A 24,858-nucleotide genomic window follows, 5' to 3' on the forward strand; every position below is an offset into this window, starting at 1 on the left:
GAAGGAAAACCATTGGGCATCATCAGCATCGAGGAATTGCCAGCACGGCTCGCCGGCGGCAAGACGCTGGCAGGATTGGATCTTGGTGACAAGACGATCGGCGTCGCGGTTTCCGACCGCGGCTTTTCCTTCGCCCACCCACGCCCGGTCATCATGCGCAAAAAATTCTCGCTCGATGCAGCGGCGCTGCTTGCCCTGCTGCAGAAGGACAATGTCGGCGCCATCGTGCTCGGCCTGCCGGTCAACATGGATGGGTCGGAAGGGCCGCGGGCGCAGAAATCGCGTGCCTTCGTGCGCAACATGGCAGGCATGACCGAGCTGCCCTTCGTGCTGTGGGACGAGCGGCTGTCGACGGTCGCGGCCGAGCGGACGCTGATCGAGATGGATTTCTCGCGCAAGAAGCGCGCCGGCAAGATCGATTCGGCGGCAGCCGCCTTTATTCTGCAGGGAGTCCTGGACCGTCTCCAGTCGCTCGCGGCAAGCGCTCGGACGCAACCGGATCCATCCACTGGTTCCTGATCCAGGCCGCGATCTTGTGCCGGCGGCGGAACGCCCACAGCGCCATCAGCAAGAACCCGTCGAAGACGCAGGCCCTGGCGACCATGCCGGGAATGATTGCCGGATCGATGCCGAGCATCTGACCGTAGAGCTGGAAAACGAAGTCATGCAGTCGCCGGCTGAGCATGACATAGCCGAAATTGATGTCGTTGAGCGAGAGGAAGAACCAGCCCCAAAACAAGGCCATGGGGGCCGCCCAGAGCGCGAACAAAGTGCGCATCAGCGGCCATCCCTTGAGTTGGTGTCCGATCGACTGGAAATGCGTGAGAGCAACGAGCTGTGCGCCGCGCCTTTCGCCATGACATATGCCGCGGCACGGATCTCACCGTCGACTGCCACAGCTGTGGCAAATGCCGAGCGCCGCTCGGCAAGCATGGCGACGTAAGACGCCAGAAGGGCTGCCAGTTGCACGGCGACAACCATGAACAGCCCATTGATGCCTTGCGCGGCGCCGCCGATCAGGATCAGCGACAAAACGCCAGAGGCGGAAATGAAGGCGATGCGCACGACGCTGTCGGCGGCATCCGGATTGGTCGCGACGTTAACCAAGGTCTCGACAAAGGCCCAGCAGAACAGCACCGCCACGACCAGCAGCGCAACGGCAAGCGGCGCCACGACGGCAGCGTTTTCGAGATCGGCAAAACGTGTGTTCTGGACGGCGACGCCCAATACGCCGAGAGCTGCCGCAACGCCACGGTTTCCATCGATGCAGATGAACGCCAGCAGAGCGAAAACGGTCGCCCAGTGCAAAGCCAGAAAGGAGGTCAGAATGTGCCGCATGGAGTCCCTGCTTTGATAGCAAGGACAGTGGGCTTTGCCGCCCACCGCTGCAACGGAAACCATTTGTTAAGGTTAACGGCCATCCACAGGCGCACGAGCTTTTCGGACGAAAAATCCCCGCGCGCGACCTTGAGGTCCTGATTTCAGTTGGTCGGCGGGTAGAGCGTATCGATGATCATGCGCGCGTCGTGGCGCGAATCGAGCATGCCGTAGGTGTTGCGCCATTGGCCGGCGAGCCGCGTTTCGACGAAAGCATCGGCGATCCGCCCTGCCCCCAGCCTGCGAAGCTCCGCCGCGGCCGCCGACAGCGCCAGTTGCTCGGTAAGCAGGCGGGCAGAGCCCTCGTCGGTCGCCGCGACCTGCATTGCCGCCTTAAGCACGCTGATGGTGCCGCGTCCGCCGGCGCCGAGATCGCGGTCGATGCCTGCCAGAACGTCCTCGAACAGGCCGGGCGCGCGGCCAAGCACACGCAGCACGTCAAGCGCCATGACATTGCCGGAGCCTTCCCAGATGGCGTTGACCGGGGCTTCGCGATAGTAGCGGGCGAGCGGCGCCTCCTCGACATAGCCATTGCCGCCGAGGCACTCCATCGCCTCGTAGAGCATCGGCGGCGCGATCTTGCAGACCCAGTATTTCACCACCGGCGTCATGGCGCGGGCAAACGCCGCCTCGCCGCGATCGCTGGCCGCCTCGTCGAAGGAGCGCGCCAGCCGGAACGACAGCGCGGTGGCGGCGGCGACGTCGAGCGCCATGTCGGCCAGCACGCGCTGCATCAGCGGCTGCTCGATCAGCGGCGAGCCGAACACCTGGCGGTAACGGGTGTGATGGACAGCCTCGGCGAGGCCAGCCCGCATGATCGCCGACGAGGCGACGGCGCAGTCGAGGCGGGTCAGCGTCACCATGTCCATGATCGTCTTCACACCCGCCCCAGGCTCGCCGACCATCTCGCCGATGGCGTTGACGAATTCCACTTCCGACGAGGCGTTGGAGCGGTTGCCGAGCTTGTCCTTCAGCCGCTGCAAGCGAAAACCGTTGCCCGATCCGTCACCGAGTATGCGGGGGACGAGAAAACACGAAAGCCCCTCCGGCGCTTGCCCGAGCACGAGAAACGCATCCGACATCGGCGCCGACATGAACCATTTGTGGCCGGTCAGGCGATAAAAGCCGCTGCCGGCGCGCTCGGCCCTGGTGACGTTGGCGCGCACATCGGTGCCGCCCTGCTTCTCGGTCATGCCCATGCCGAGCGTCAGCCCGGTCTTGTCGACCGGCGGCTTCTGGCTCTGGTCGTATTTGCGCGTCGTCACCCGAGGCGCCCATTCGCGAAACAGCTTTGGGCTGGCCATCAGTGCGGCGAGCGAAGCGCTGGTCATGGTGATCGGGCACAGGTGTCCGGTCTCGAGCCCGGCGGTCAGATAGAAACGGGCGGCGCGCACCTGATGGCGCCGGCCGATCTCGGCCTCGCCATTTTCCCAGATCGAGGAATGCAGGCCGTTGGCGACCGAGCGGCGCATCAGCGCATGATAGGCGGGATGGAACTCGACCTGATCGATGCGCCGGCCCTGGCGGTCATGGGTCCTGAGCTTCGGCGTCTCGGTGTTGGCGAGGCGGGCGAGTTCCTGCGCCTCATGCGTCAATACGAAACGGCCGAGGCCGTCGAGATCCTTGCGCACCGGATCGGAAAAGCGCTCGGCGAGCTGGATCAGCAACGGATCGCCGCGCCAGGCGTTGCCGCCTGCCAGCGGCGGCGGCTGGTTCGTCACTTCGTCGGTCACGCACTGTCCTTGTCATTAGCAGGCCACGAATCCGGAGCCATCGGCTAGATATAGCCCAAGCCAGGCGGCGCGCGCGACGAAAATACCGGGGAGAATGGCCGCAATCCAAAGCTGGCGCTTGCAGCCAGGAAATCTCCACCCTATAGCAGCGCCTTGAGATGACCGACGCTTCGTCCCTGCCACTCTATCCCCACCGCCATCTTCTGGGCATCCGCGATCTTTCCCCCGCCGACATCGAGCTGTTGCTCGACCGCGCGGATCGGGCGGTTGCGATCTCGCGGCAGTCGGAGAAAAAGACCTCGACGCTGCGCGGGCGCACGCAGATCAACCTGTTCTATGAGGCGTCGACCCGCACGCAGTCATCGTTCGAGCTGGCGGGAAAGCGGCTGGGCGCCGATGTCATGAACATGTCGGTGGCGAGCTCTTCCGTGAAGAAGGGCGAGACGCTGATCGATACGGCGATGACGCTGAACGCCATGCGCCCCGACATATTAATCATCCGCCACCAGTCGGCCGGTGCTGCCGCCCTGTTGGCGCAGAAAGTCGGCTGTTCGGTGGTCAATGCCGGCGACGGCGCCCATGAACACCCGACACAGGCACTGCTCGACGCGCTGACCATCCGCCGCGCCAAAGGGCCGCTGTCGAAGCTGATCGTGGCGATCTGCGGCGACATCCTGCATTCGCGCGTGGCGCGCTCCAACATCATGCTGCTCAACGCGCTCGGCGCCCAGGTGCGCGTCGTCGCCCCTTCGACGCTTTTGCCCACCGGCATCGAGAAAATGGGGGTCATCGTCTCTCGCTCGATGGCCGAGGGCCTGAAGGGCGCCGACGTGGTGATGATGTTGCGCCTGCAGCGCGAGCGCATGGAAGGTGCCTTCGTGCCATCTGTGCGCGAATATTTCCGCTATTTCGGCCTCGACGCCGAAAAATTGAAAGCAGCCAAGGACGGCGCGCTGGTCATGCATCCCGGCCCGATGAACCGCGGCGTCGAGATCGCCTCGGAAATCGCCGACGGGCCGCAGAGCGTCATCCAGGAACAGGTGGAGATGGGCGTTGCCGTGCGCATGGCGGTGATGGAAGCGCTGCTCGACCCGCGCCGCAACCATGAGGGCCGCGGCGCATGAGCATAACCGTCTTCAGCCGCGCCCGCATCATCGACCCGTCGCGCGGCATTGACGAGACCGGCACGGTCATTGTCGACGGAAAAAAAATCGTTGCCGCCAGCAAAGCGGCGTTGAACCAAGGCGCTCCGCAGGGCGCAACCGTCATCGACTGTTCCGGCAAGGCGATTATTCCGGGCCTGATCGACGCTCGCGTCTTCATCGGCGAACCGGGCGGCGAGCACCGCGAGACCATCGCTTCGGCCAGCGTGGCGGCGGCTGCCGGCGGCGTTACCTCGATCGTCATGATGCCCGACACCGACCCGGTGATCGACAATGTCGCATTGGTCGAGTTCGTGCTGCGCACCGCCAAGGACACGGCCATCGTCAACATCTTTCCGGCGGCGGCGATCACCAAGGGTCTCGCCGGGCGCGAGATGACCGAGTTCGGCCTGCTGCGCGAGGCCGGCGCGGTGGCCTTCACCGACGGCCGCCACACCATTGCCAGCGCGCTGGTGATGCGCCGGGCCCTGACCTACGCCCGCGATTTCGGCGGCGTCATCGCGCATGAGACGCAGGACGCCGACCTCGCCTCGGCCGGCGTCATGAATGAAGGCCTCTATGCCAGCTGGCTCGGCCTTGCCGGCATCCCGCGCGAGGCGGAATCGATCCCCTTGGAGCGCGACCTGGCGCTGGCGCGGCTGACGCGTGGCGCCTACCACGCGGCCAAGATTTCGACGGCGATGGCTGCGGAAGCGGTGACGCGGGCGAAGGCCGACGGCGCCAATGTCACATCAGGCGTGGCCATCCACAATCTGTCGCTCAACGAGAACGATGTCGGGGAATACCGCACCTTCTTCCGGCTGACGCCACCGCTGCGTGCCGAAGAGGACCGGCTGGCGATGATCGAAGCGGTCAAGGACGGCACGATCGACGTCATCGTCTCCTCGCATGATCCGCAGGATGTCGACACCAAGCGCCTGCCCTTTGCCGATGCGGCGGCCGGCGCCATCGGACTGGAAACACTGCTGGGCGCCGCACTGCGGCTCTATCACAATGACGACGTATCACTGCTCAGGCTGATCGAGACCCTGTCCACCGCGCCGGCAAAACTGTTCGGCCTGCCGGGCGGCACGCTGAAGCCCGGGGCCGTCGCCGATCTGGCGCTTGTCGATCTCGACGAGCCATGGATCGTCAGCGAAAGCGGCATTCGCTCGCGCTCGAAAAACACCTGTTTCGAAGGCGCGCGCCTGCAGGGCAAGGTCTTGCAAACGCTGGTGGCGGGCCGCACAGTGTTCTCGGTCTAGGTCGTCTTCACCGACCCGCACGACCTACGAAATACGGGGGGAAACAATGAGTTACGTCCTGGCGCTGGTGTTCGGCTATCTCCTTGGCTCGATTCCGTTCGGCCTTTTGATCACCCGCGCGGCCGGCCTTGGCGATGTGCGCAAGATCGGTTCCGGCAATATCGGCGCCACCAATGTGCTGAGAACCGGCAACAAGGGGCTGGCCGCCGCGACGCTGCTGCTTGACGCGTTGAAAGGCACCGTAGCGGTGATGATCGCGCGCCATTTTGGACACGACCTTGGACTATGGGCAGGCCTCGGCGCTTTCCTTGGCCATCTGTTTCCGGTCTGGCTTGGTTTCAAGGGCGGCAAGGGCGTGGCCACCTATCTCGGCGTGCTGATCGCGCTCGGCTGGCATGTGGCGCTGGTCTTTATCGCCGTCTGGCTGGCGATGGCCTTTCTCTTCCGCTACTCGTCGCTGGCAGCACTGACGGCGGCGGTCGTCGTACCGATCGCGCTTTACTTCTGGAGCACGCCAGAGACAGCCGGCCTGTTCGTGGTGATGAGCCTGATCGTCATCTTCAAACATCGCGCCAACATTTCGCGCCTTCTTGCCGGCACTGAAGGCAAGATCGGAGCCAAGGGTTGAGCAAGCCTGCCGCCGGGCCGCGCCTCAGCGACCGGCAGCGGCTGAGCTGGCTGCGGCTGATCCGCACGCAAAATGTCGGCCCCGCCTCCTTTCGCGGCCTGATCAACCGTTTTGGCTCGGCCGAGGCGGCATTGGAAATGCTGCCCGAGCTGATGATTTCGGGCGGCGCCAAGAAGATCGTCCGCATTCCCTCTGTTGAGGAGACCGAGGCGGAGCTGGAAGCTGCCGGCCAGGCTGGCGCCCGCTTTGTCGGTATCGGCGAGGCCGACTATCCGCCACTCTTGAAAAACATGGACAATCCGCCGCCGCTGCTGGCGGTCAAGGGCGAAGGCGCGGTGTTCCGGCTGCCGGCGATCGCCATTGTCGGCGCCCGCAATGCCTCGCTGGCCGGCATCAAGATGGCGCGAATGCTGGCGACAGATCTCGGCCGCGACGGCTACAGCATCGTCTCCGGCCTCGCCCGCGGCATCGACACGGCAGCGCACCAAGGCAGCCTTTCTACCGGCACGATCGGTGTGCTGGCCGGCGGCCTCGACCTGCCCTACCCGCCCGAGAACATCGGACTGTGCCATGAGATTGCCGAGCGCGGCGGCGCCATCGTTTCGGAAATGCCGTTCGGCTGGCAGCCGCGGGCGCAGGATTTTCCGCGGCGCAACCGGCTGGTTGCCGGCATGGCACTGGGGCTGGTCGTGGTCGAGGCGGCACAGCGCTCGGGATCGTTGATCAGCGCCAGACTGGCCGGCGAGATGGGCCGGCTGGTCTTCGCCGTTCCCGGCTCGCCGCTCGATCCACGCTGCGCCGGCACCAATGGCCTGCTCAAGGACGGCGCCACACTGGTCACTGAGGCATCCGACGTTTCCGGCGCGATTGCGCCGCTGGCCGGTTTGCGGGTGCCAAGGGCGCCGCTGCTGGAAGAGTCTCCAGACCTTTCAGCAACGCCACCGCCGGGCGAAGACGAGCGGTTCGGTGTGCTCGAAGTGCTCGGACCGACGCCGGTGGCGGTGGATGAGATCATCCGCCATACCGGCCTGCATGCCGCCCAGGTGTCCATGGTGCTTCTGGAGCTCGACCTTGCCGGCCGGCTGGAACGCCACGCCGGCGGCAATGTTTCGCTGGTCTAGTTTCCTGCGAATGCAGGAACGCGGTGGCTTTCAGATTGCAGCTGTAGTGCAACTGGTTGAACATTGTCCTTGTAGGATATGCAGTTGTCGTAAAGCCCGGCGGCCACACGCTGCTTGCCGATGAGTTCCCATTCCGGCGCCCAAGGCCCATTCCAGTCAAAATTCTGGGAAATGAGATTTTCCCTGTCAAAACACTGCGGATCCCGCTCAAGTATGCGCCGCGCTTCATCGGCGAGAGGCGTATAGGCCTGGACCGCGGCCATTTTTCTCTCGCGCGCTGCCTGATCGAGCTGAATTTCCAGTTCAAGGCCTCCCGCCACGTTTGGAACCGCGGCGGAGCACAGTTGCCCGCGTACCTTCGTCATTCGTTTCAACAGCTTGGTGAGCGCCTGTCCGTAAGCATAGGCCAAGTCATGCATCGGATTGTAGCCGTCGACCGCGTCAGATACGATTTGAACGTTTTTCGCGCTTGCCAGATCGGCGCTTATCGTCGTCAGCACATCGACAAAGAAGCTGCCGTCTCCAGCCAGCAGCGCCTCGTACCAGGCCGCATCCGGAATATCGCCAAAGATCGCGCCAGGCGTCGCGCCTGCAGCTTCCACCACATCGCGTGAATACCGGGTTCTTGCCGTTTGACGACCGCCCGAACCATCAGTCAACAGATAGACCCTTGGCTTTGTCAGCTCGAGCCAATGGTGAATCCTGAGCTCATGCCCGGGATGCGCGAGAATCAGGACGTTTTCCAACTTCTCCGGCAACTATGACTCCCATCCCGATCCTGCATTGCGATCGGGCCCAATAGCCCGGGAACGGTCCCGGCGCAAATTCTGCGATGCATGATCGCGGAGGTCGCCCTGTACGAAGCTTGTCTAGCCAGCGGCTTCAAACTAAGAGGCTGGCTAAACCCGTGCCTCCCTGTCGCTCATCGCAGACATTGTGCACAAGCAAGGAATCGCCTTTTGCGGATTCTTATCACCAACCTCTCCCTGTCACGCAACAGCGGGTCGGAAGCAGTTGTCGAGTTGCTTGCCGATGGCCTCCGCAGCGCCGGCCATCAAACCATGCTGCTGGCTCCGACGCTGGGCGATATGGCGGACAGGATGCGCCAGCGCGGGCACCACGTGGTCGACCGGATTGCCGAGATCGTTGAAAAGCCCGATGTGATCCATGGTCAGCATTTGACGCCTTGCCTGACTGCGCTTGCCAGATTTCCCGACGTGCCGGCTGTGTTTTCCTGCCACAGCGCTTTCTTTGAAGTCGAAGTCCCAATGCTTCACCCTCAGATACGTCATTGGATCGCCGTCGACGAAGCGTGCAGGTTCAAATGCCTGTCGAGGGGTATACCAGCCGATCAAATGAGCCTGGTTTACAACGCGGTTGATCTCAATCGCTTCCAACAGCGCCCACCACTGCCCTCGAGGCCCACAAGAGGGCTGCTGCTGACCAAGAACTTCGAGCACCAGGCGGCGGTTCGTGAAGCCTGCGCTAGAAGCGACATCCAATTGGATGAGCTGGGGCCGGCTACCGGCCGGTTTTCAGACCAGCTTGAACAGGATTTGCTTGGCTACGATATCGTATTTGCCACCGCTCGGATGGCCATCGAGGCCGCAGCGGTGGGGTGCGCCGTTGTCGTCGGCGACGCACGCGGCTTCGCGGGGTTGCTCGACAGTGAAAACATGCAGGCCTGGCGTCGATTTAATCTCGGCGTCGGCCTCTTGACCAAGCCTACCACCGTCGAAAATCTGATGGACGCGATTTCGAAATTCGATGCGGGCGACGCCGCAATGGTTTCTGCCTATTTTCGCGAAGTGGCGGGCGACGCATATTTTATCGAGGAACATCTTCGAATCTACGAGCAGGCCATGCGAACCAACCAGGCGTTGGACCCCGACGTGCGAGCGCTCGCCACAGCCACCTGGATCGAAGAGATCGCTGTTTCGCTGTCACGCCGAAGATGGTTTCACATCGTAAAGGAATTGCATAGATGGCCAGATCCGCCGGAACCGGCGATGCTTCTGGCACTGCTGCAATCAAACACCAAAACTTTGGAGAGCAGTGTCGCCACATTGGCAAGCCTTGGTGAACAGGTCAGTGCGATCATGCCCCAAATTGCTCAAAGCCGCGAGGAACTCTCAACCCTTTCAAATTTTGCGACCGAGATAAAACGGCTCTATAACAACCTGATCCCGCTGTTCATCCGAAAACTCCTTCTTCGGACTCGCAGGAGAGCTTGACGTTGATCGGGCTCGACGACGGCTTCAACGGCAGCGACCTTCGCGGCTATACCATCTGTACCTCGCCACGATCAGGCAGCAATTTCCTGTGTCAGCATCTGAGCGCCACAGGTGTGCTCGGGCACCCGTTGGAGTATTTCAACTGGGGTGGGCGCCGATATTTCGATGACCCGGATTACCCCAAAGATGTTGCCGGGCAGGTCAGCAAGATCCTGACGATGGGGGCATCGGCCAACGGTATCTATGGCCTCAAAAATCTTTGCGCATCAGCACGACTGGATTTCCGGAGGCATAGGCTGGCTCGACGTGCTTCCCAATTTGCGATTTGTGCTGCTTTCGAGACGCGACCTTCTCGGTCAGGCGATTTCCTGGGCAAGGGCTCTCCAGACCGGGCAATACCGCTCAAGCCAACCGGTGAATCAAGCGGCGATGTTCGACGCCGACCTGATCCAAATCCAACTCGACGCCCTTGTCCGCGAACGGGCACGCTGGGAAATGTTCTTCGCACGGACCGGCATCGACCCCCTGCGGCTCGAATATGAAACGCTGATCGCGGATCCTTGCCGCGCCGTTCATCAGATCGCCGACCTGATGGGCCTGAACCCGCCCCCCAATCTCGATTCCAGCAAGATCACGGTTGAGAAACAAGGGGATTCACTCAGCCTCGAATGGGCCGATCGCTCCAGGCAAATGCGTGGCGATCCCAACATCCTGGACATTGTGTAGTCGTCGACAGCAAACTCGCCTAGGATTTCCCGTGCGGTGTAATGGCGGAACGGCCTGTGGCTTGAACCTCGCTTTGCCGCCCTAGCGGAACAGATACTTCGACACCTCCGGGTTGCCGCGACGCCACATGACGTTGTCGAGGAAGTAGTGGTGCACATTGATGAATATCAGCACGATGAAGAAGAACAGCGACGAGCCGAGCACTTGCTTGTCGTAGGGGACCAGATTGGTAAGCGTGAGCGGAATCAGCCAGAAACCGAGATAGCCAAGGGCAGCGCCCGCGACGATGAATCCCAGGACCCGAAACCTGTAGAGAGGGCCAAGAAAGGACAGGATTTTCAGCGGGGGATCGCCGACAGCGTCCACACCATCGCGCTCGACATTGGTCTGGTAGCGCCAGACCACCGCCAGGTACTGCAGCGAGTGGAGCGCGGGCACCACGAGCAGCCAGAGCGGGTTTATTCTCACAATCAGGATCCAGAGGTAGAGCGACGCGACATAGGCTACGACGCCGTTGTACGGCAGCTTGCCGCCATTTTTCCGCCAGCGATTGATCAACATCAGAACCGTAACCGCCGTGGATGCGATGGCCGCCAGCAGGGCAATGTTGGTGATCCATGCGGGAGCAGCGAATGTGTAGTAATCCAGGTCGTAGTATTTTCCCTGGGTGACGGCCGTGTTCGTCTGCAGCCAAGCGAAAATCCATACGGCATAGCTGTTGAAGAGCAGCACCTTCTTGTCGCGATCGTCGAAGAATTTGCGCTTCAGGACGGCATCCACCATCAGCATGCCGTAGCCCTGCTTGACGTAGTGCCAGCCGACAAAAAAGAACATCGCGTTGGCCGCATATCCGAGCAGCCGCGTGTCCGCCGCAGCCGCGCCGTAGGCAAAGAACCCGGCCATGACCAAGGGAACGACAATGCCCGCGAAGATGTAGCGGAGCTGCAGGCTCTTGTCGTAGCCGTTGCCGCTCACCTTGCGCCCGAAATTGCGGTAGAAAAGCTGGTAGGAGTGGGCGAAGTGCGGGTAGTTCACGAGATAGGCCACAAACACCATCGTTGCGGCCAAGGCGCCTTCGTATTCAAGCGGCACAAGAAACAGAACCGGCAGAATGAGAAACGCGCTGCCGCCCAGCATGAGAAAATCAGCGACCGGACTGAAAAGATATTTGTCGGGTGCCGCCGCCTTAGGAGCATCCGCCGAAAGCTGAAGTGCCATGTTCGAACCCTCCCCTGGGAAGGTTGAGTTTAGCCAGCGACCAGTCCGGGGACAAGATAAGGGCTGCCGCTGTGCACCCAATGCGGGCCTTCAGACGCGTGGGCAAGCCAGGCGGTCAGCCCTTCACTAGTGAGGATGGTCCAGCAGCCTCGTAACCGTGACATCCCGCCGATGTTCTGAGTTCGCGCGATCTATGCCCTCAACAGTGATCGCAATGGTTCCGTTTTCGATCCTCGAAATCCAACCTTTTGCTTTCATATACCAGATATGAAACTCCAGATGTTCACGAGGGCAGCCTGACAATCGCTCGATTTCCACGTCGCCAATGCCCGGATCGTTGACATCCTTTCGACGTTTTACATAAAGCAACGTGAGAACTTTGGCCTGGATGACGCTATCTCGTTCTAGGCCTTTAGTGTCGGTGGCTTCCTGGGTCAGCTCGCGATGTATGTTCAGCTGCTCATTGTAGTGAATGTCATATTGCGCGCGCTTGACGGGATCTTTGAGCGTATCATGTGCCTCAACGATTTCGCTGAAGCGCGCTTCGTCCCCGGTATTCTGGTTGTCGGGATGATAGCGCATGGCAAAATAGCGAAACACGCGCTCTATTGTTTCCGAGTTGGCGTTTCGGCTGACTTCTAAAAGCTCGTAGTAGTCAACGAACATAATCGGCTCCCCCTCAGCGCAATTGTATATGCGAATTCGCTGGAAAAGGAACGTGCAATGGACGTCCATGGTCGTGAGGCCTACGGCCGACGTCGCGGTCAAGCCCATGGGGCCGCACCGGCTAGCTGACAGTCGCTGCACTGCGGCAGCAACTTGCAAGAGCATTGGGCGGGCGCCCGCGCAACCGGAGTGCTGGCGGCCATCTCGTTCGTTGATGCCGGGTTTACGCCGCCGGCTGCGGCCTTCCCGAGATCATCCTAGGAAAGATCATTCCTGCACCTAGTTGTCGATCGTGACGCGACCGGCAGGTCCGGTCGCGGCGGCGGCCTGTTGGAGGCTGCGAGCAACCTGATGCGAATAGCGGCCATCATTTGCCACAAGGCCCAGTGCGAAGAACACGGCAACCGCGGCAAGGATCAGCAGAACGGGTCGCGCCGGAATCCTCCCTCAGAGGAATTAGGCGGGCTGAAGGTTCCAGGCAGCGTGCTTGCGCATCCTCAAGACCAGCAGGCGAGTGGCTGCAAAAGGCGCCAGGACGACAAGCGCCATGGTGGTGTTGGCGAAGAGCGACAACAAGCAGATCGAGCTTTGGGCGTAGCAAACAGATTCCATGACGTTCCCCTTTCCACCGATACCCAGGTGGCCTCCTCAAGCCAAAGCATGATCCTGCTCTTTTCTAAATGCAAGGGATTGCTAATATACCCGGAGGGAGATGGGCATGATGATGCAAAAGCCCAAGCGGTCCAACAAAACCTACCCGAACAGCGACCGGTTCGGAGACGATGGCCAGCGCCTCTATACCGCCTTTGATGCTGCCAAGGCCACCGCGGCTGCCGAGGCCGCGAAGTTTGCCTTCATGAAGTCTGCCACGGGGAAGAGGCCGATCCCTCGCGTCAAACTTCGGCGTCGCTCAATGTTCATAGGTGGCGCCTCATTGGCTGCCGTTTTAGGCGTGTTGATGTACTTGATAAGCGCGGGCTAAGACTCTTGGCTTGTCGGCCTTAGTGCCCGCGCGGGTCAGTCTTTGATGGTATGTCCCTCGACATCGTCGTCGATGCGTTGCGCGAGAGAGTCTGGAGCGGCCCGAATGCGCGGCAGGATTGCAACAGGGGCCGGTAATAATGCTTGGCCTGATTGACAGGGCGCTAGGATGACAGACAACTGTCACGAGCAATTTTCGCGGGAGACAACGATGAAAAAGTACGAAAAGCCGACCTTGGTCAAGAAAGAGCGGCTGTCTGCCGTTGCGGCAAATGCTCCAGGTTCAGCGGTTGGGAATTGAACATGAAGAAGACCTACGCACGGCCGACGCTCATCAAGGCTGCCAAACTGGCAGCGATAGTGGCGGTTGCGGTTTCCAAGGGCGCATAGCCAGCGCAGAATCTAACGACCAAAAACCCCGCTAGATGCGGGGTTTTTCTTTTGGGGAACTATTTCAGGGCGCGTTATTTGTGCCTGGAATTTTTGGTGAGCGCGATGGGATTCGAACCCATGACCTACTGATTAAAAGGCCTTAGACAATCCGCAGAAAATAAGGCTTTTCCCGCAATATGCGCCATTTATGCGCCAAGGAACCTGCGGTAATGGCTGTTAATTCGCGTAAAGCGAAGCCGCTATCTTGTCCATTGCCTCGGCGTGATCGTCACTCGGAAACATGTGGCCATATCGGTTCATCGTTATTGCAAAGGTGGCGTGCCCTGCCAAGGTTTGGATTGTCTTAGGCTGAAGGCCCGCTTCTATCCACGTGCTTACCGCGAAGTGGCGCAGCGCATGCCATCCAAAGTCTTTGACCTCGGCCTTCTCTAGAATTGGTTTCCATTGCCGTTTAGTGAAATTCGTGTGGCGCGTGAATCCGCCGAACGCATCGGGAAACACGAAGTCCTCATCGCCGCTGTGCTTAGATGCTTTTCGCCTTGCGGTTAGTTCATCTGCAAGCGCCTTGCTCATAGGTACGGTACGCACGCCCGCATCACTCTTTGTCGTGTCAAACTCACCGAATGCGTCGACACGAGTCTCCACCGTAACCTTTCCGTCCGCGATATGCCGCCAACGCAATGCCCATTGCTCCGAAGCCCGCAAGCCTGTGGCGGCAGCGAACTTGACGCGCAATGGGAGATCGTTGTCGGCGCGGCTTTTCTTGAACTTGGCGTCGGCTTCGATGCTGTGACCGCGTGGCGGCTCCGGTACGTACTCCTTAGCAGCCTTTAGTATGGCTGCCAGCGCGGCCTTCGAAGGCGGCACAACCTTCTCGCCCCCCTGCCCGCGCTTCGCTGTGATGCGCACACCCTTTGCTACGTTAGTGGCCACCCAATCATGGGCATGCTGCAGCGTGCGTGCTAGGGCGCCGACTACGCGCCTAATGGTTGGAATGCCAACCTCGGCATCCTTCAGTTTGTCCACGAGATCCTCGATGTCGCGGGTGGTTAGTTCAGACAGCTTGTTGGCACCAAGCTCCGGTTCGACATGAGTGCGAAGCTGGCCAGTTGTGTTTCGCAGATACATCGTGGTCACCTGCTCGCCCTTGCCGTGCCGCTTTTCGAGAATCTTCAAATAGGCGTCGATCGCGTCCTTTACCGTCTTCGTTGCGGCCTCGGCCCGGAACGTCCCTTTTCCAATCTGTCCTTCGACCTCGATGCGCTTCACGTCGGCATCGCGCTTCTTGGCAAACTGTTCCTTGTGTCGAACACCCTTCTTGTCGGTGTATGCCAGCAGCCAGGCTTCCCGCTGTTCGCCCTTGCCTGTTTTCCAGTGCCGTCTAGTGATTGTCGCCATGACTGCATCCGATCTACTGATATCAATGGCGCATAACATATGGTGGCGCATACGGTAAAGCAAGGCAATGGCAGGGAATTTTGTTTTCCTTTGGAAACAATGGCATAGATACCCATAAGCAAAATGACATGTACGCTGTCCGCCTATTTAGTGTGTGAGACAGGCAATAGGCCGGCTCCGAACACACAGGGAGATGGGATGGAACACGACAACGACAATTCGGGAGACTTGCTGATGGGTGCCAACGCGATAGCGGCCACGTTGGGCATTACGCGGCGACAGGCATACCGCTTGATCTACGGCGGGATGCTGCCGACCTTCAAGCTTGGCGGCACGGTGTCGGCGCGGCGGTCGTCACTGCTGCGTTGGCTGACTGAACAGGAAGCGAAGGCCGCCTAACCGCCCTGCCACACTAAAAAACCTACCGTGGATCCAACCGCGGCACTCCTAAATGGGAACCACCAATTGCACATTTTATCAATTCGACCGGAACCACCAGGCGCCGGCAGCACAGTCGCGCGCTTCGACCTGGAGCTATCCGAGGAGCTCCGCATGTTCAACCTGCGGCTCGTAAAGAGGCCGGATGGCCATCGAGCTGTCTACGCGCCGAACTCTGGCGGCGTTCGCGTCGTGACGTTCGGCGCGACTCTTGTTCAGGAAATTGCCAACGCCGCCGAAGCGGCCATTAAGGGGCTTTCGCCGAATGACCGCAACGCAGTCTGAGACAAGCGACCAGCACCAGACCGTTCAGTCTGCGTACGCTAACGGCGATTATGAGTGGCTTTATGCTGTTTGCGATGGCCTGGCTGACCATGTTGGCGGATTCATCCGCGCAGCACCGCCTGGGCCCCCTCACGGCAAGCCTATCTGGCGGGAAGTCCGCCGCGACAGTCTCACAATACCAGAACGCTCAACATCGATGGAAGATGCTCGGCGCCTGTGTGTCCTTGTGAATGACATCGATGGCTGCAGCGAAGAAACAGAAATGATCGTCTACTTCGCCGAGCATAGCGGCGAAGACCCGTTTGTTCGCCAAGTTGCCGGACCTGATGAGGATGCTGACATTGCTTCCTTGATCATCTATCGGCGGATGGGCGCCCGTCCGCGTATGCGGCCAACAATCCCTGAAGATCGTGACATCCCGGACGCAGCGAACGATAACCGCGTCTTCATCGACCCACCGCCTATGCATCCGGATCCATTCTCACCAGATACCGCCGGTGGTCTGCTGGCCGGCATATCTAGGTGGATTACCTCGACGGCCATTATCCCTGCGCCAGAGCTTTCGCTGGTCTCTGCGGTGGCATTGCTTGCCGGTCTGTTTGGAAAGAAATGCCTCGGCCCGACCGGTGCTGGTATCAACCTCTACGTGACTACCTTGCTCGCCACCGCTGGCGGAAAGGGCCATCCGCCTAAGGCCATTCGGTCCTTAGCGGATAAGGTCGGCGGTGCAAGTGCTGTGACCAATGGCGATCCGACCAGCTACGCTGCCATAGAGAGAATGCTGCGCAAAAACACGTCTACAGTGATCGTCATGGACGAGTTTGGTATCACGCTACAGGACGTCAATGCGAAGAACCGAAACAGCGTCGCGGCGAGCATCCGGAAGTTCCTTCTCGCAGTTTACGACCAGGCGAATTCGTCGTTTGATGGTCGAATATATGCATCCTCGGAAACGAAGAAGGACGATGGACCCATCAAAGGGCCGGCGCTTACCGTTCTCGGAATGACGACGGTCGACACGCTATACGCAGGCCTGTCGGAAGCATCTATCGCGGACGGATTCCTGAACAGGTTCCTGTTCATTACCGCAATGGCTCCAGGCGGGCCGCCTAAGCCACCACGACTCCACAGGGACGCAAAACCACCCGCGGCCTTGGTTGAGGCACTGCGAGCCGCAATCACAGCGTTTCCCATGGGCGAAGGCGGCAACCTTTCCAAGGCCACCATTCCTTTTGAAGGAGGCGAGGAAGGTGACGCTTATGCACGGTGGGCCGAAGTATTCCTTTGGCAGCATCACGCCGATTGGAGTGAGGCGCGCCGCAACATCCAAGGGCGCGCCGCGGAGAACACGGTTCGCTTGGCAACCATCCGTGCCATATCTCGAAAGCCATCAGCCCCGCAGATCAGTGTGGCTGATATCGAATGGGCTTGGGCAATAGTCCACCAGTCCATCGACCTGATTGCAGAGGGGGTCGCCAGACACTTGTCCGACTCACCTGCTGAGGCTTTGCGCAAGAACATTGTTGAGGCCTTGCGATCCGCACCCAAGGGGACGCTGCCCTACGCTCACCTGATGCAGCGACGGGGCGTGAAAAGCGCCGACCTGCGGGAACTTGAGGGCGCGATACAGTGGCTAATCGAGGCCGGCGAAATCACCGATACCGCCAGCCGACCGCGACCAGGGAAGGGCTCGAGGTTCAAGCTAAATTCCGTTGTTGCGTCATGACAACGGCGCGAAAACGTAACAACGAGATTGGCGTTTTCGTTGTTACGGTTGTCATTCGTTGTTAGGCGATGACAACGGGAATAGCCCTTAAATATCAATAGATTATATATATATTTTCCTTCCGTTGTTACGTTGTCAACATGCTTCTGAATCCGGTTTTGATGGCCAATAGACCATTCTAGGCGCGGGTGAAAAAGCATTCTGACAACGTTACAACGGAGGGCTTCAACCAGAGGAGAAGACCCATGAAAGAATTCGACAATGAGCAATGTAATTCCGGTCACCGAATTCGAGGCCGAGTACCCAATCAAGAAAATGGGCGGCGGCACGAGTTGGTATCCATGCCAGGTCGTCGGTGTGGCTCACGATGGATCGTATGACCAGGGCCGATTTGTAGTGATCACTGAAGGCGAGGACGGCCAGATGTACACGAGCTCTTTTCCGACAGTGCGGCGGGTAGACGAATGATGGGAGGCGCCTGTGGCTGCAGCGAGAACCGTCGAGACCAATGGCGAAACCGTGCAAGTTCGCCGGATATCGTGGGAGGCACTATGGAAGCTTCGGCCAGACCTTCGTCCGGCAAACGACAATGAACGGAACAACGCCGTTCCGTGCTCGTTCCTTCGCGAGAGAGGAGGAGGCAGAGATGGCCAAAAAGAAATCGACCGATACGAGCCGGGTTAAGAAGGGTGCAGAACTTGAAGTTGAGCACCTTACCGAAATTACGGACTTGTCGCCAAACCAGGCTCGCGGCCTGCTCCGCAAGCACGGCGCCGACTGGGCGAAGATCAAGGACGAAGCAGAGGATTTGAAGGAGAAGAAGTGAAGTATAGGGGCATTGCCGGCCCGTTTTGGGCCGCTGGATTACATCAGGTGACCACGGCTCTCCCTAAAGGAGAGCCGTGACAACCCCGCCCCGCTTTCTACCCGCCCCCAAGAAAAAGCTAGGCGCAACTTGTATTAGCATCATCTTACGGAAGATCGCGTGCAATGCAACATATTTGTTGCGATGCACCATCAAAATACAACCCGACCGCGCATTGCGGAAACGGACTGCCCGGCCTGGCCGGTTCCTCTAATGGGATGACCACCCATGAAAACCTGGATTGAAATCGTTGACCGACCGGCACGCGTAGCCAAGCCGTACTCCGAGCCAAGCGCCAGCAAAACTGGACGAGGCCGCCGCCTCACATGGACAACGTACGAAAAGTTGACCGGCTGCAGTCGACCACAAGGAGCGGTTGACCAGCAACGCCAGGTGAAACCGCTAAACCTTCCACCAGCACCCCAACGGCGTCAGCAAGCCAACGACAACACGCGACCAGTACCGAACATACCGACCGGCAATAGCACCCCCGACCGAGTGCCGAACGCACTCCGCGATGACGCCCCCGCTGCCTATCGGACACTGTGCCGTTTACGTGAACTTGCGAGACCGGCCGACGTCGACCAGATCGACGCACCCCTAGCTGGCGACAACGATAATGCAGCGGACGAAACCGGCTTCGGCGTTGAGTATCGACACGACATAGAGCCAGGCAACGGCCAGATAAGCCATCTCCTTAACGCCTTCGCCGACGGGATGCGCAGCCGTGTTGTCATCGACAGCAAGGGTCGCGTCGACCGGTTCAATGGTGGCGTGCGATACCATTGCGCCAAGGACGGAACAGACGAGATCATAGAGATCGGCGGGCGGAGCAGCCGCGGCAAGTTCTTTGGCTTAACTGCGCATCGCGGAGCGATAGTTGCGTACGGCAAGGATGGGAAAAAGATCTACCCCTCGTACACCATTGGCGACGCTCGCGGGTCGGACGACGCCGAATTGCCACGCGAGACGACTGCCTCAACAGCCGCTCACCCTACGCTGGCTGAGATGGATCGGGCAGACTCTTTTGCCGACCTGGCGGCCAGGCTTCCCACCGAAACTGCTAGCCTCCTTGGCGTGATCCTCAATGCTGACACGTTTCAGGAAATTGCCAGCGCGGCAGGAAAGAGGCCGACCGCTCACAATGGCCGACGCGCAACGATAGCGACGCTCAAGAGAGTTGAAGAAATTTGGGCCGAGGCCGCCTGACACGACCGTTTCGCGTGCTCTGGCGCGGATATACTTGAAGGGATCATTTCCCCAATTGCGTACGCCGCGCACGATCGGTGTGCGCGATCTCCCGTCGCTACTGCCGCAACCTTGGCGACGGGCAAGTTTTCAGATTGGGACGAAGTGGCTTTCGAGCCTGCTCCCAATGCCGCGGCGGTGGTCGTCCCGCTGCGGCTCAATCAAGCACCCTTGGTGCTTTTATTCATGCCTATACCTTCCCGAATTTTTGAAAGGATCACCGAATGGTCACCGCAAAGCAGGCGGTCGAAATCATCGACGCCATTCTACGTCTATCTGACGGAACAGCCCGATGGCACGCAGACCGATTGCGTGCGGAGGGTATGATTCCTGCAACTCCTGGCAAGCCAGAGCAGACTGACAGCAGGCATGTCGCTCTGCTCTTGCTATCGATCCTGTCTGGTCAGCCACCGCACTCCAGCGCCGCTCTAATTGCCGAGTATGCCGGCCTTCGCCCGACAACTGGCGGTAAGACGCTGGTCGAAACGCTCGCCGGTTTCATCGAGACACCGCACGATTTTTTCGAACTTCGCATCGACAATTTCTCGGTGTCAGCCGTGCTGACATACCGCGGAGCCGACAATGGGATGCAGGTTGCGTCGTTTAACACCTACGGCCACCAACCGCGGCCGGCTTTCGAGCGCGTCTCAATCCTTGGCGCCTCAACCTTCACCGAACTCGCGCAAGCAATTGCGACAACGGAGCCGCCAAAGATCGGTCGGCGCCGAACTATCGACCGATACCGGCGCCTCGAACGCGCCGTTAAATTCTAAGGGAAACCAATGTTCAAAAAGCAGGCCACAAAAACCGCTCCACCGATGCGGTTCAATCTTCGCGACGCGACACCCGACTACGACAAGTTTGCTGAGTTGTGCGCGAACTTGCGCGCCGCTCTTAGCAAGCTCGATAACGAAGAATCCGAGTTACTGACCCGGCTAGGCTCTCGTGCCGCCAAGCCGCACCAAGCCATCAATGCGCGCGTCGCTGACCTTTTGGGGGACGCAGCCGACCAAACACCCGATCCACTGTCGGAAGGCATTCGCACTCGGCTGACCGAGATCAACGGCCTGCGTCGCGATACACGGGCCGCTCTCGATATCGCCACCGCTCGCCTACAGGGCGCTCGCCACGCGGCATCGCGGGTAATCTGCGAGGGAGTTAAGGCCGAATACCTAGCGCGCGTCAGTAAGCTCGCCGACGCCCTGATAGGCGCGCACGAAGCGAATGCTTCCTTGCACGAGATCACTTCGGCACTCGACCAGGCCGACGTAGTCTGGACCGGCCTATTGCCGCCAGCTCCGGCGAGGATGCTTGGCGCTGCCTATGACCGATCGAACAAGGTTGGCATGTGGCTGAAGGGCGCCGCTGCTGATGGCCTAATCGACAAAGCAATCATCCCGGTGGAGCTCACACAATGACCAGGTTAACGATCGAAAAGGCAGTCCGTGGACGCGAGACCACGAGCGACAAGGAACTACGAGCTACGAAGGTGAACGGCAAGACGGAGATGCTGCCCGCGGATCCGACTGCTGTTGCGAAGCTACTAAAGGCCCGACGCAACAAATTATCACCCGCAGCCAAGACCCGCTCACGGCTGGCAGCGGAAGCGGCAAAGCGTGTGGTTCAATGAGTCCGGCAGGCCACCCTTACCAGGTAGTCGGACCGTATGCGGATACGCACTGCAGTGGGGCGTGCCGTCGGCGGTGCGTCCCGACTTCGATGAGGTGTTTTGTCAAGGCTCGCTGACTTGGCCAGCCGACTTGCCGCTGTGTAAAAACCACGATCGTACACGGCCACTTGCGCCGCTCGGTGCATCGTTTCGTCTCTCGGCCACAGACACCGGCCTCTGGGTTGAAGTCGACACGGACTCGATACGAGACGGAGATGACCTACTGCTTGCCGCTAGGCATGGTCCGCTGCGGGCCTGGTCTATCAGCTTCAAGGCAAGTGAGGAGCGATGGGACCGAACGGGCGACAGACCACTCCGCATCGTGAGCGCAGCTCGGCTTGTCGAGGTTTCGATCGTTGACCGCGGCGCGCATCAAACGACTATCGGCATCCTGTCACGCATGAAGCAGGCGGCGTGATCCAATGGGGGTGGATGGCGATCCACAGCCCTCGCCAGCATGACCGGCTGCATCCCCTGTTGCTATCGCAATTACAAATTTTCCTCACGCGCGCGCGCAAGCGCGCGAGACGGCAGCTCAAAATAATCTCAAAACCTGCGGCATGACGCGCGCGATTGCCCAGACGGTAGAGCCGAACGATGCGGCATGGTCGCGTCATACCCCCACACACCGGGGGTCTTCGCATCGCGCCGATCGGCATAGCACTGACCGCTCGCCAATCAAACGCGCACGCAGCAACCAATCAGGATATGACCCCAAAATGCCCAAACCTAGAAAAAGCCTTGAGCAATTGCGGCTTACCGGCACGCTCGGAAAGAACCCTGGCCGGTATGCGGCACGCTATGAGCCAGCGGACGATCGGGCCGTAGGCGAGCCCTATGAATGGCTGCCGGCCGATGCGAAAGCGGCATGGAAGGAACTGGTTCCGAATCTTCCTTGGCTGCGGCGCTGCCATAGAGGCATCGTGGGTCTCACTGCGATACTCGCCGGAAAGATGACGAGAGACGCTTTGGGCCTGTCTGGCATGACTCTGCTCAATCAATGCCTCGGCAAGCTCGGAGCAACGCCTGAGTCGTTTCCGAAAATTGGCTGGGAGCCGCCTGCGGGCGACGATGATCCGGCCGAGAAGTACTTTCGGTAGTGGGCTACGTCCCGCTTTGACTTTGGACGATTTTTCTAATAAATTGCCAAATAGGGTATTGCATTCTATCATGAGCACGGCATATGCTTCGCATATGCCGTGTACGATATGCCCCTTTGGGGGGTTCTGTTAAGCAATTTCATTCCTAATGGAACTCTGTGGCGCGTTTTTGAGTTGACGTGTCATGCATACGTAGCCATATGTATGCGACTAGATCGCTGGATATTGGGCGTGAGCACAGCCAGCCCCACTTGGTGAAAGCCAAGTCCGTCCCGGACGGGAGGATAGCTCGAAAGAGTGAAGAGGTTCGCCCCGAGGTGCAGTGCACCGAACAGGCCCGAAAGGGCCTGTTTCTATTTCTGAGGCTTTTTCCGGTGTTTGCCAAAGAGTTTAGTTGGTCTCTGGTTCTGCATTCGTAGCTTGATCAGATGCGCGAAACGTATGTGGCCGAATGTCCCTAAAGGTTCGTCCGTGCGCGGGTGCGCTGTCCTGATTCGCATATGAAGATCGACTCCAGCGATGCCTTTCACCTTGTCGAGGGAAAAAACTATCCCGTATTCGATCTTTTCTTCGCCCATATCGATTACGATGACCGCGTAGTGATCGCTCGTGCTATTCCACACTTTGCCCTTTAAGGCTTCATCGAGACGCGCTCGAATCTCCTTTGAGAGTTCAAATCGTTCGGTGCAAAATCGACCATCATTCCGGGAGCAGTTTGGGAACACAGGCGCGGGGTCGTTGGTGCCCGTTGGCTTCCTTGTGAAACAATGATCCTCATAGCTAACCACTATTCTCCGGTTGTTGCCGTCAGAGTCGGCGGCCACAAAAGTATATTCGTTTAGATGTGAAAAATCGTATGTGGTCTCACCGACCACGAAATTCGGCCATGGAACGGCGACTAAGTACCCTTTAGCCATTCGATTCAAATCAATCCTGCAAAGCTCTGCCGGTACAGCACTACCGACGTCCACACAATCCATCTCCTCAACGGCCGCCCGCCGAGGCGGCCTTTTCACATTAGGAACCCCTCCATGCCCAACCCCACCCAACGCGCCACGGCGCGAACGCCTAGCCGTGCGCGTGAAATGTCTGACGAACTCACAAGAGAATCAGCGAGGTCATAAGGATGGCAATCAACTTCGCAGGCGGCACGGACCTAATCAGCTATGGCGCCGGCCTAAGCTGGCCACAGGTAGGGTGCTGCTCGTTCCGGATGAAAACGACGCAGACGACGGCCAATGCGGTGCCGCTGTCGCTTTGGAATTCGAGTGCGCGCTTCGGCTTCGGCTTCGTGCTCAATAACACCGCGAACAAGCTTACTGTGATAGGATATGGCGTCGACGCGTCGGCGGTAGGCATATTCTTTCCGGGCTCGATCACCGTAAACGATGGCGCGTGGCACACCATCGCCCTGAACTACAACACCAACAATGGCGGGGCCAATTCGTTCTATGTCGATGGAAGCCTTGAGGGATCGGCCAACTCGGCAGTTGCTTGGACTATCGGTTCCGGCAGCCCGCCACTTGCGCTCGGCTCACAGCCAAGTTTCTGGGCAAGCTACGTCGGCGACGAGAAAGAGGTTGCAGTGTGGAGCCGACAGCTAGACGCGGCCGAGGTCAATGCGCTCACCAAGGACTTCTCACCGGCCGTGATCGCTAAGAACGCGCTGGTGTTCCATGCCCCCTTGGTGCGACCGGCGCGGGACAGGTTTGGCGCCACTATGACCGGCCCGACCGGAACGACAGTCAGCGACCATGGCAGGGTTGTCTATCCGGCGTGCTAGCATTAGCCGGCGATCGACACGCCACCGACTGCGGCCTTTCCGAGATCCTAGTTGTCGATCGTGACGCGACCGGCAGGTCCGGTCGAGGCTGCAGCGTCTTGGATGCTGCGTGCGACCTGATCCGTAAGGCGGCGAACTGACCGATTTCATAGCGCGGGACAGGTCTGTCAGGTTACGGAGACCGGTAATTGAATCGTCCCGTAATGGGCCAATAGGCTTGGCACCGCAATTGCACTGACGGAGATGTGGGCTGGGGTAAGTCGCGTCGTTTCGCAAATGAAGCGGCGGGCTTTCCGCTCCTCGCTTCTGTCTTGCTCAACCCAGATTGCGTGTTTGCTAAAATGCTAAAATAGTGAGATTCAGCAGGCTGGGGAGCCGTTGGGGAACGGCAAGGGGGTTGGAGCAATGTATTTTCCGCAGTTTCTGGTGGGGATGTTCACCACGTCGTTCATCGTGGCGATCTGGACTTACATAGCAACGGGTTCCTCCTGGAAGGCGCTCGCCTGGACCATCCTCACGTTGATTATTTTGCAGGTTGGATATTTCCTCCTGGCATTCGGCCTTTTCTATAAGCGCTCGACGAAAGTCACTGACGCAAAACAGGAGCCCGTCAGCCCTATTAAACCACTCCGTCGAGATGGTGATGTTTCATCCCCCGGCCGCCAATAGGTGCCCTGTCAGGGGACAAGCAGGGAGCGCTTCGGTGTAGGACAGCGGCCGGCAAGAACGCGCGCTGGCCGGATCGGCTGAGGGCTTAGTCAAGCGCTTGCTAATATTCGACTGGAGGCGCAAAATTTCTGCCATATGAGGCTCGTTTTGATCGCGCTTGCCGTCGCTCACAACTGGTATACCGGCTACCATG

Annotated in this window: 30 protein-coding genes and 1 pseudogene; 22 read left to right on the forward strand and 9 right to left on the reverse strand. The window is 59.6% G+C overall.

What is annotated here, in order from left to right; translation table 11 throughout:
* Positions 1-12: 12 nt before the first annotated feature.
* Complete coding sequence (ruvX, locus tag AC1DXU_RS14190) at positions 13-519, forward strand: Holliday junction resolvase RuvX (protein ID WP_477369348.1); 507 nt, start codon at positions 13-15, stop codon at positions 517-519.
* On the opposite strand, the gene AC1DXU_RS14195 is transcribed toward ruvX, so the two are convergent.
* The 3 genes from AC1DXU_RS14195 to AC1DXU_RS14205 all read right to left on the reverse strand — a co-directional run bounded on the left by AC1DXU_RS14195 (position 437) and on the right by AC1DXU_RS14205 (position 3,110).
* The gene (locus AC1DXU_RS14195) at positions 437-778 is read right to left on the reverse strand and encodes a DUF6105 family protein (protein WP_477369350.1); all 342 of its coding nucleotides are present in this window, start codon (positions 776-778) and stop codon (positions 437-439) included. The two genes, ruvX and AC1DXU_RS14195, sit on opposite strands and share 83 nt — an antisense overlap.
* A complete protein-coding gene (locus tag AC1DXU_RS14200) occupies positions 778-1,338 on the reverse strand; it encodes a hypothetical protein (protein ID WP_477369352.1) in 561 nt (186 codons plus the stop codon). The genes AC1DXU_RS14195 and AC1DXU_RS14200 overlap by 1 nt, the downstream gene beginning before the upstream one ends.
* 143 nt (positions 1,339-1,481) lie before the next feature.
* Positions 1,482-3,110, reverse strand: coding sequence for a DNA alkylation response protein (locus AC1DXU_RS14205; protein WP_477369354.1), 1,629 nt, complete (start codon positions 3,108-3,110; stop codon positions 1,482-1,484).
* A gap of 158 nt (positions 3,111-3,268) precedes the next feature.
* Between AC1DXU_RS14205 and AC1DXU_RS14210 the strand changes: the two genes are divergently transcribed.
* The 4 genes from AC1DXU_RS14210 to dprA are packed head-to-tail and all read left to right on the forward strand — an operon-like array spanning position 3,269 to position 7,266.
* Positions 3,269-4,234: an aspartate carbamoyltransferase catalytic subunit gene (locus AC1DXU_RS14210; protein WP_477369356.1), complete on the forward strand. Its 966-nt coding sequence runs from the start codon at positions 3,269-3,271 to the stop codon at positions 4,232-4,234.
* Positions 4,231-5,517: a dihydroorotase gene (locus AC1DXU_RS14215; RefSeq protein WP_477369358.1), complete on the forward strand. Its 1,287-nt coding sequence runs from the start codon at positions 4,231-4,233 to the stop codon at positions 5,515-5,517. The genes AC1DXU_RS14210 and AC1DXU_RS14215 overlap by 4 nt, the downstream gene beginning before the upstream one ends.
* Positions 5,518-5,563: 46 nt before the next feature.
* A complete protein-coding gene (gene plsY, locus AC1DXU_RS14220) occupies positions 5,564-6,145 on the forward strand; it encodes a glycerol-3-phosphate 1-O-acyltransferase PlsY (protein ID WP_477369360.1) in 582 nt (193 codons plus the stop codon).
* The gene (dprA, locus tag AC1DXU_RS14225) at positions 6,142-7,266 is read left to right on the forward strand and encodes a DNA-processing protein DprA (RefSeq protein WP_477369362.1); all 1,125 of its coding nucleotides are present in this window, start codon (positions 6,142-6,144) and stop codon (positions 7,264-7,266) included. The genes plsY and dprA overlap by 4 nt, the downstream gene beginning before the upstream one ends.
* Here the strand turns inward: dprA and AC1DXU_RS14230 are convergent.
* A complete protein-coding gene (locus AC1DXU_RS14230; RefSeq protein WP_477369364.1) occupies positions 7,263-8,024 on the reverse strand; it encodes a hypothetical protein in 762 nt (253 codons plus the stop codon). The genes dprA and AC1DXU_RS14230 overlap by 4 nt on opposite strands.
* Before the next feature lie 201 nt (positions 8,025-8,225).
* Here AC1DXU_RS14230 and AC1DXU_RS14235 point away from each other — a divergent pair, with 201 nt between their 5' ends.
* The 3 genes and pseudogenes from AC1DXU_RS14235 to AC1DXU_RS14245 all read left to right on the forward strand — a co-directional run bounded on the left by AC1DXU_RS14235 (position 8,226) and on the right by AC1DXU_RS14245 (position 10,226).
* Positions 8,226-9,500 (forward strand): glycosyltransferase, encoded by a 1,275-nt coding sequence (locus tag AC1DXU_RS14235; protein WP_477369366.1) that lies wholly within the window; start codon positions 8,226-8,228, stop codon positions 9,498-9,500.
* 2 nt (positions 9,501-9,502) lie between these two features.
* A pseudogene (locus AC1DXU_RS14240) lies at positions 9,503-9,742 on the forward strand (Stf0 family sulfotransferase); the annotation flags it as partial.
* 1 nt (position 9,743) lies between these two features.
* A complete protein-coding gene (locus AC1DXU_RS14245; RefSeq protein WP_477369368.1) occupies positions 9,744-10,226 on the forward strand; it encodes a Stf0 family sulfotransferase in 483 nt (160 codons plus the stop codon).
* An 81-nt stretch (positions 10,227-10,307) separates the two neighbouring features.
* On the opposite strand, the gene AC1DXU_RS14250 is transcribed toward AC1DXU_RS14245, so the two are convergent.
* The 3 genes from AC1DXU_RS14250 to AC1DXU_RS14260 all read right to left on the reverse strand — a co-directional run bounded on the left by AC1DXU_RS14250 (position 10,308) and on the right by AC1DXU_RS14260 (position 12,722).
* Complete coding sequence (locus AC1DXU_RS14250) at positions 10,308-11,444, reverse strand: hypothetical protein (protein WP_477369370.1); 1,137 nt, start codon at positions 11,442-11,444, stop codon at positions 10,308-10,310.
* Between the two features lie 126 nt (positions 11,445-11,570).
* Positions 11,571-12,110: a DnaJ domain-containing protein gene (locus AC1DXU_RS14255; RefSeq protein WP_477369372.1), complete on the reverse strand. Its 540-nt coding sequence runs from the start codon at positions 12,108-12,110 to the stop codon at positions 11,571-11,573.
* Positions 12,111-12,566: 456 nt separating this feature from the next.
* On the reverse strand, positions 12,567-12,722 hold the full coding sequence (locus tag AC1DXU_RS14260; protein ID WP_477369374.1) for a hypothetical protein: 156 nt from the start codon (positions 12,720-12,722) through the stop codon (positions 12,567-12,569).
* Between the two features lie 106 nt (positions 12,723-12,828).
* Between AC1DXU_RS14260 and AC1DXU_RS14265 the strand changes: the two genes are divergently transcribed.
* The gene (locus AC1DXU_RS14265; RefSeq protein WP_477369376.1) at positions 12,829-13,092 is read left to right on the forward strand and encodes a hypothetical protein; all 264 of its coding nucleotides are present in this window, start codon (positions 12,829-12,831) and stop codon (positions 13,090-13,092) included.
* A 210-nt stretch (positions 13,093-13,302) separates the two neighbouring features.
* Positions 13,303-13,392: a putative RiPP precursor gene (locus AC1DXU_RS14270; RefSeq protein ID WP_477369378.1), complete on the forward strand. Its 90-nt coding sequence runs from the start codon at positions 13,303-13,305 to the stop codon at positions 13,390-13,392.
* A gap of 308 nt (positions 13,393-13,700) precedes the next feature.
* On the opposite strand, the gene AC1DXU_RS14275 is transcribed toward AC1DXU_RS14270, so the two are convergent.
* Positions 13,701-14,882: a tyrosine-type recombinase/integrase gene (locus AC1DXU_RS14275; protein ID WP_477369380.1), complete on the reverse strand. Its 1,182-nt coding sequence runs from the start codon at positions 14,880-14,882 to the stop codon at positions 13,701-13,703.
* Positions 14,883-15,080: 198 nt separating this feature from the next.
* Here AC1DXU_RS14275 and AC1DXU_RS14280 point away from each other — a divergent pair, with 198 nt between their 5' ends.
* From AC1DXU_RS14280 to AC1DXU_RS14325, 10 genes are all read left to right on the forward strand, one after another.
* Positions 15,081-15,281 carry a helix-turn-helix domain-containing protein gene (locus tag AC1DXU_RS14280; RefSeq protein WP_477369382.1) on the forward strand — a complete coding sequence of 67 codons (201 nt, stop codon included), beginning with the start codon at positions 15,081-15,083 and terminating at the stop codon, positions 15,279-15,281.
* 153 nt (positions 15,282-15,434) lie between these two features.
* On the forward strand, positions 15,435-15,605 hold the full coding sequence (locus tag AC1DXU_RS14285; protein ID WP_477369384.1) for a hypothetical protein: 171 nt from the start codon (positions 15,435-15,437) through the stop codon (positions 15,603-15,605).
* 262 nt (positions 15,606-15,867) lie between these two features.
* Entirely contained in the window at positions 15,868-17,331 is a 1,464-nt protein-coding gene (locus AC1DXU_RS14290; protein WP_477369386.1) for a DUF3987 domain-containing protein, read from the forward strand.
* A gap of 261 nt (positions 17,332-17,592) precedes the next feature.
* Entirely contained in the window at positions 17,593-17,799 is a 207-nt protein-coding gene (locus tag AC1DXU_RS14295; RefSeq protein WP_477369388.1) for a hypothetical protein, read from the forward strand.
* Between the two features lie 178 nt (positions 17,800-17,977).
* A complete protein-coding gene (locus tag AC1DXU_RS14300) occupies positions 17,978-18,157 on the forward strand; it encodes a hypothetical protein (protein WP_477369390.1) in 180 nt (59 codons plus the stop codon).
* 267 nt (positions 18,158-18,424) lie between these two features.
* Positions 18,425-19,405, forward strand: a complete 981-nt coding sequence (locus tag AC1DXU_RS14305) for a hypothetical protein (RefSeq protein ID WP_477369392.1) — start codon at positions 18,425-18,427, stop codon at positions 19,403-19,405.
* Positions 19,406-19,668: 263 nt separating this feature from the next.
* The gene (locus tag AC1DXU_RS14310; protein WP_477369394.1) at positions 19,669-20,217 is read left to right on the forward strand and encodes a hypothetical protein; all 549 of its coding nucleotides are present in this window, start codon (positions 19,669-19,671) and stop codon (positions 20,215-20,217) included.
* Between the two features lie 9 nt (positions 20,218-20,226).
* Entirely contained in the window at positions 20,227-20,862 is a 636-nt protein-coding gene (locus AC1DXU_RS14315) for a hypothetical protein (protein ID WP_477369396.1), read from the forward strand.
* Between the two features lie 198 nt (positions 20,863-21,060).
* Positions 21,061-21,531, forward strand: coding sequence for an HK97 family phage prohead protease (locus AC1DXU_RS14320; RefSeq protein WP_477369398.1), 471 nt, complete (start codon positions 21,061-21,063; stop codon positions 21,529-21,531).
* Between the two features lie 301 nt (positions 21,532-21,832).
* Positions 21,833-22,213, forward strand: coding sequence for a hypothetical protein (locus tag AC1DXU_RS14325; RefSeq protein WP_477369400.1), 381 nt, complete (start codon positions 21,833-21,835; stop codon positions 22,211-22,213).
* A 353-nt stretch (positions 22,214-22,566) separates the two neighbouring features.
* On the opposite strand, the gene AC1DXU_RS14330 is transcribed toward AC1DXU_RS14325, so the two are convergent.
* Complete coding sequence (locus AC1DXU_RS14330; RefSeq protein WP_477369402.1) at positions 22,567-23,184, reverse strand: hypothetical protein; 618 nt, start codon at positions 23,182-23,184, stop codon at positions 22,567-22,569.
* 155 nt (positions 23,185-23,339) lie between these two features.
* Here AC1DXU_RS14330 and AC1DXU_RS14335 point away from each other — a divergent pair, with 155 nt between their 5' ends.
* On the forward strand, positions 23,340-23,996 hold the full coding sequence (locus AC1DXU_RS14335; RefSeq protein WP_477369404.1) for a LamG-like jellyroll fold domain-containing protein: 657 nt from the start codon (positions 23,340-23,342) through the stop codon (positions 23,994-23,996).
* Positions 23,997-24,401: 405 nt separating this feature from the next.
* Positions 24,402-24,665 (forward strand): hypothetical protein, encoded by a 264-nt coding sequence (locus tag AC1DXU_RS14340; protein ID WP_477369406.1) that lies wholly within the window; start codon positions 24,402-24,404, stop codon positions 24,663-24,665.
* Positions 24,666-24,858: the final 193 nt, after the last annotated feature.

It is taken from the genome of Mesorhizobium sp. P3_A10 (genome assembly GCF_056403175.1).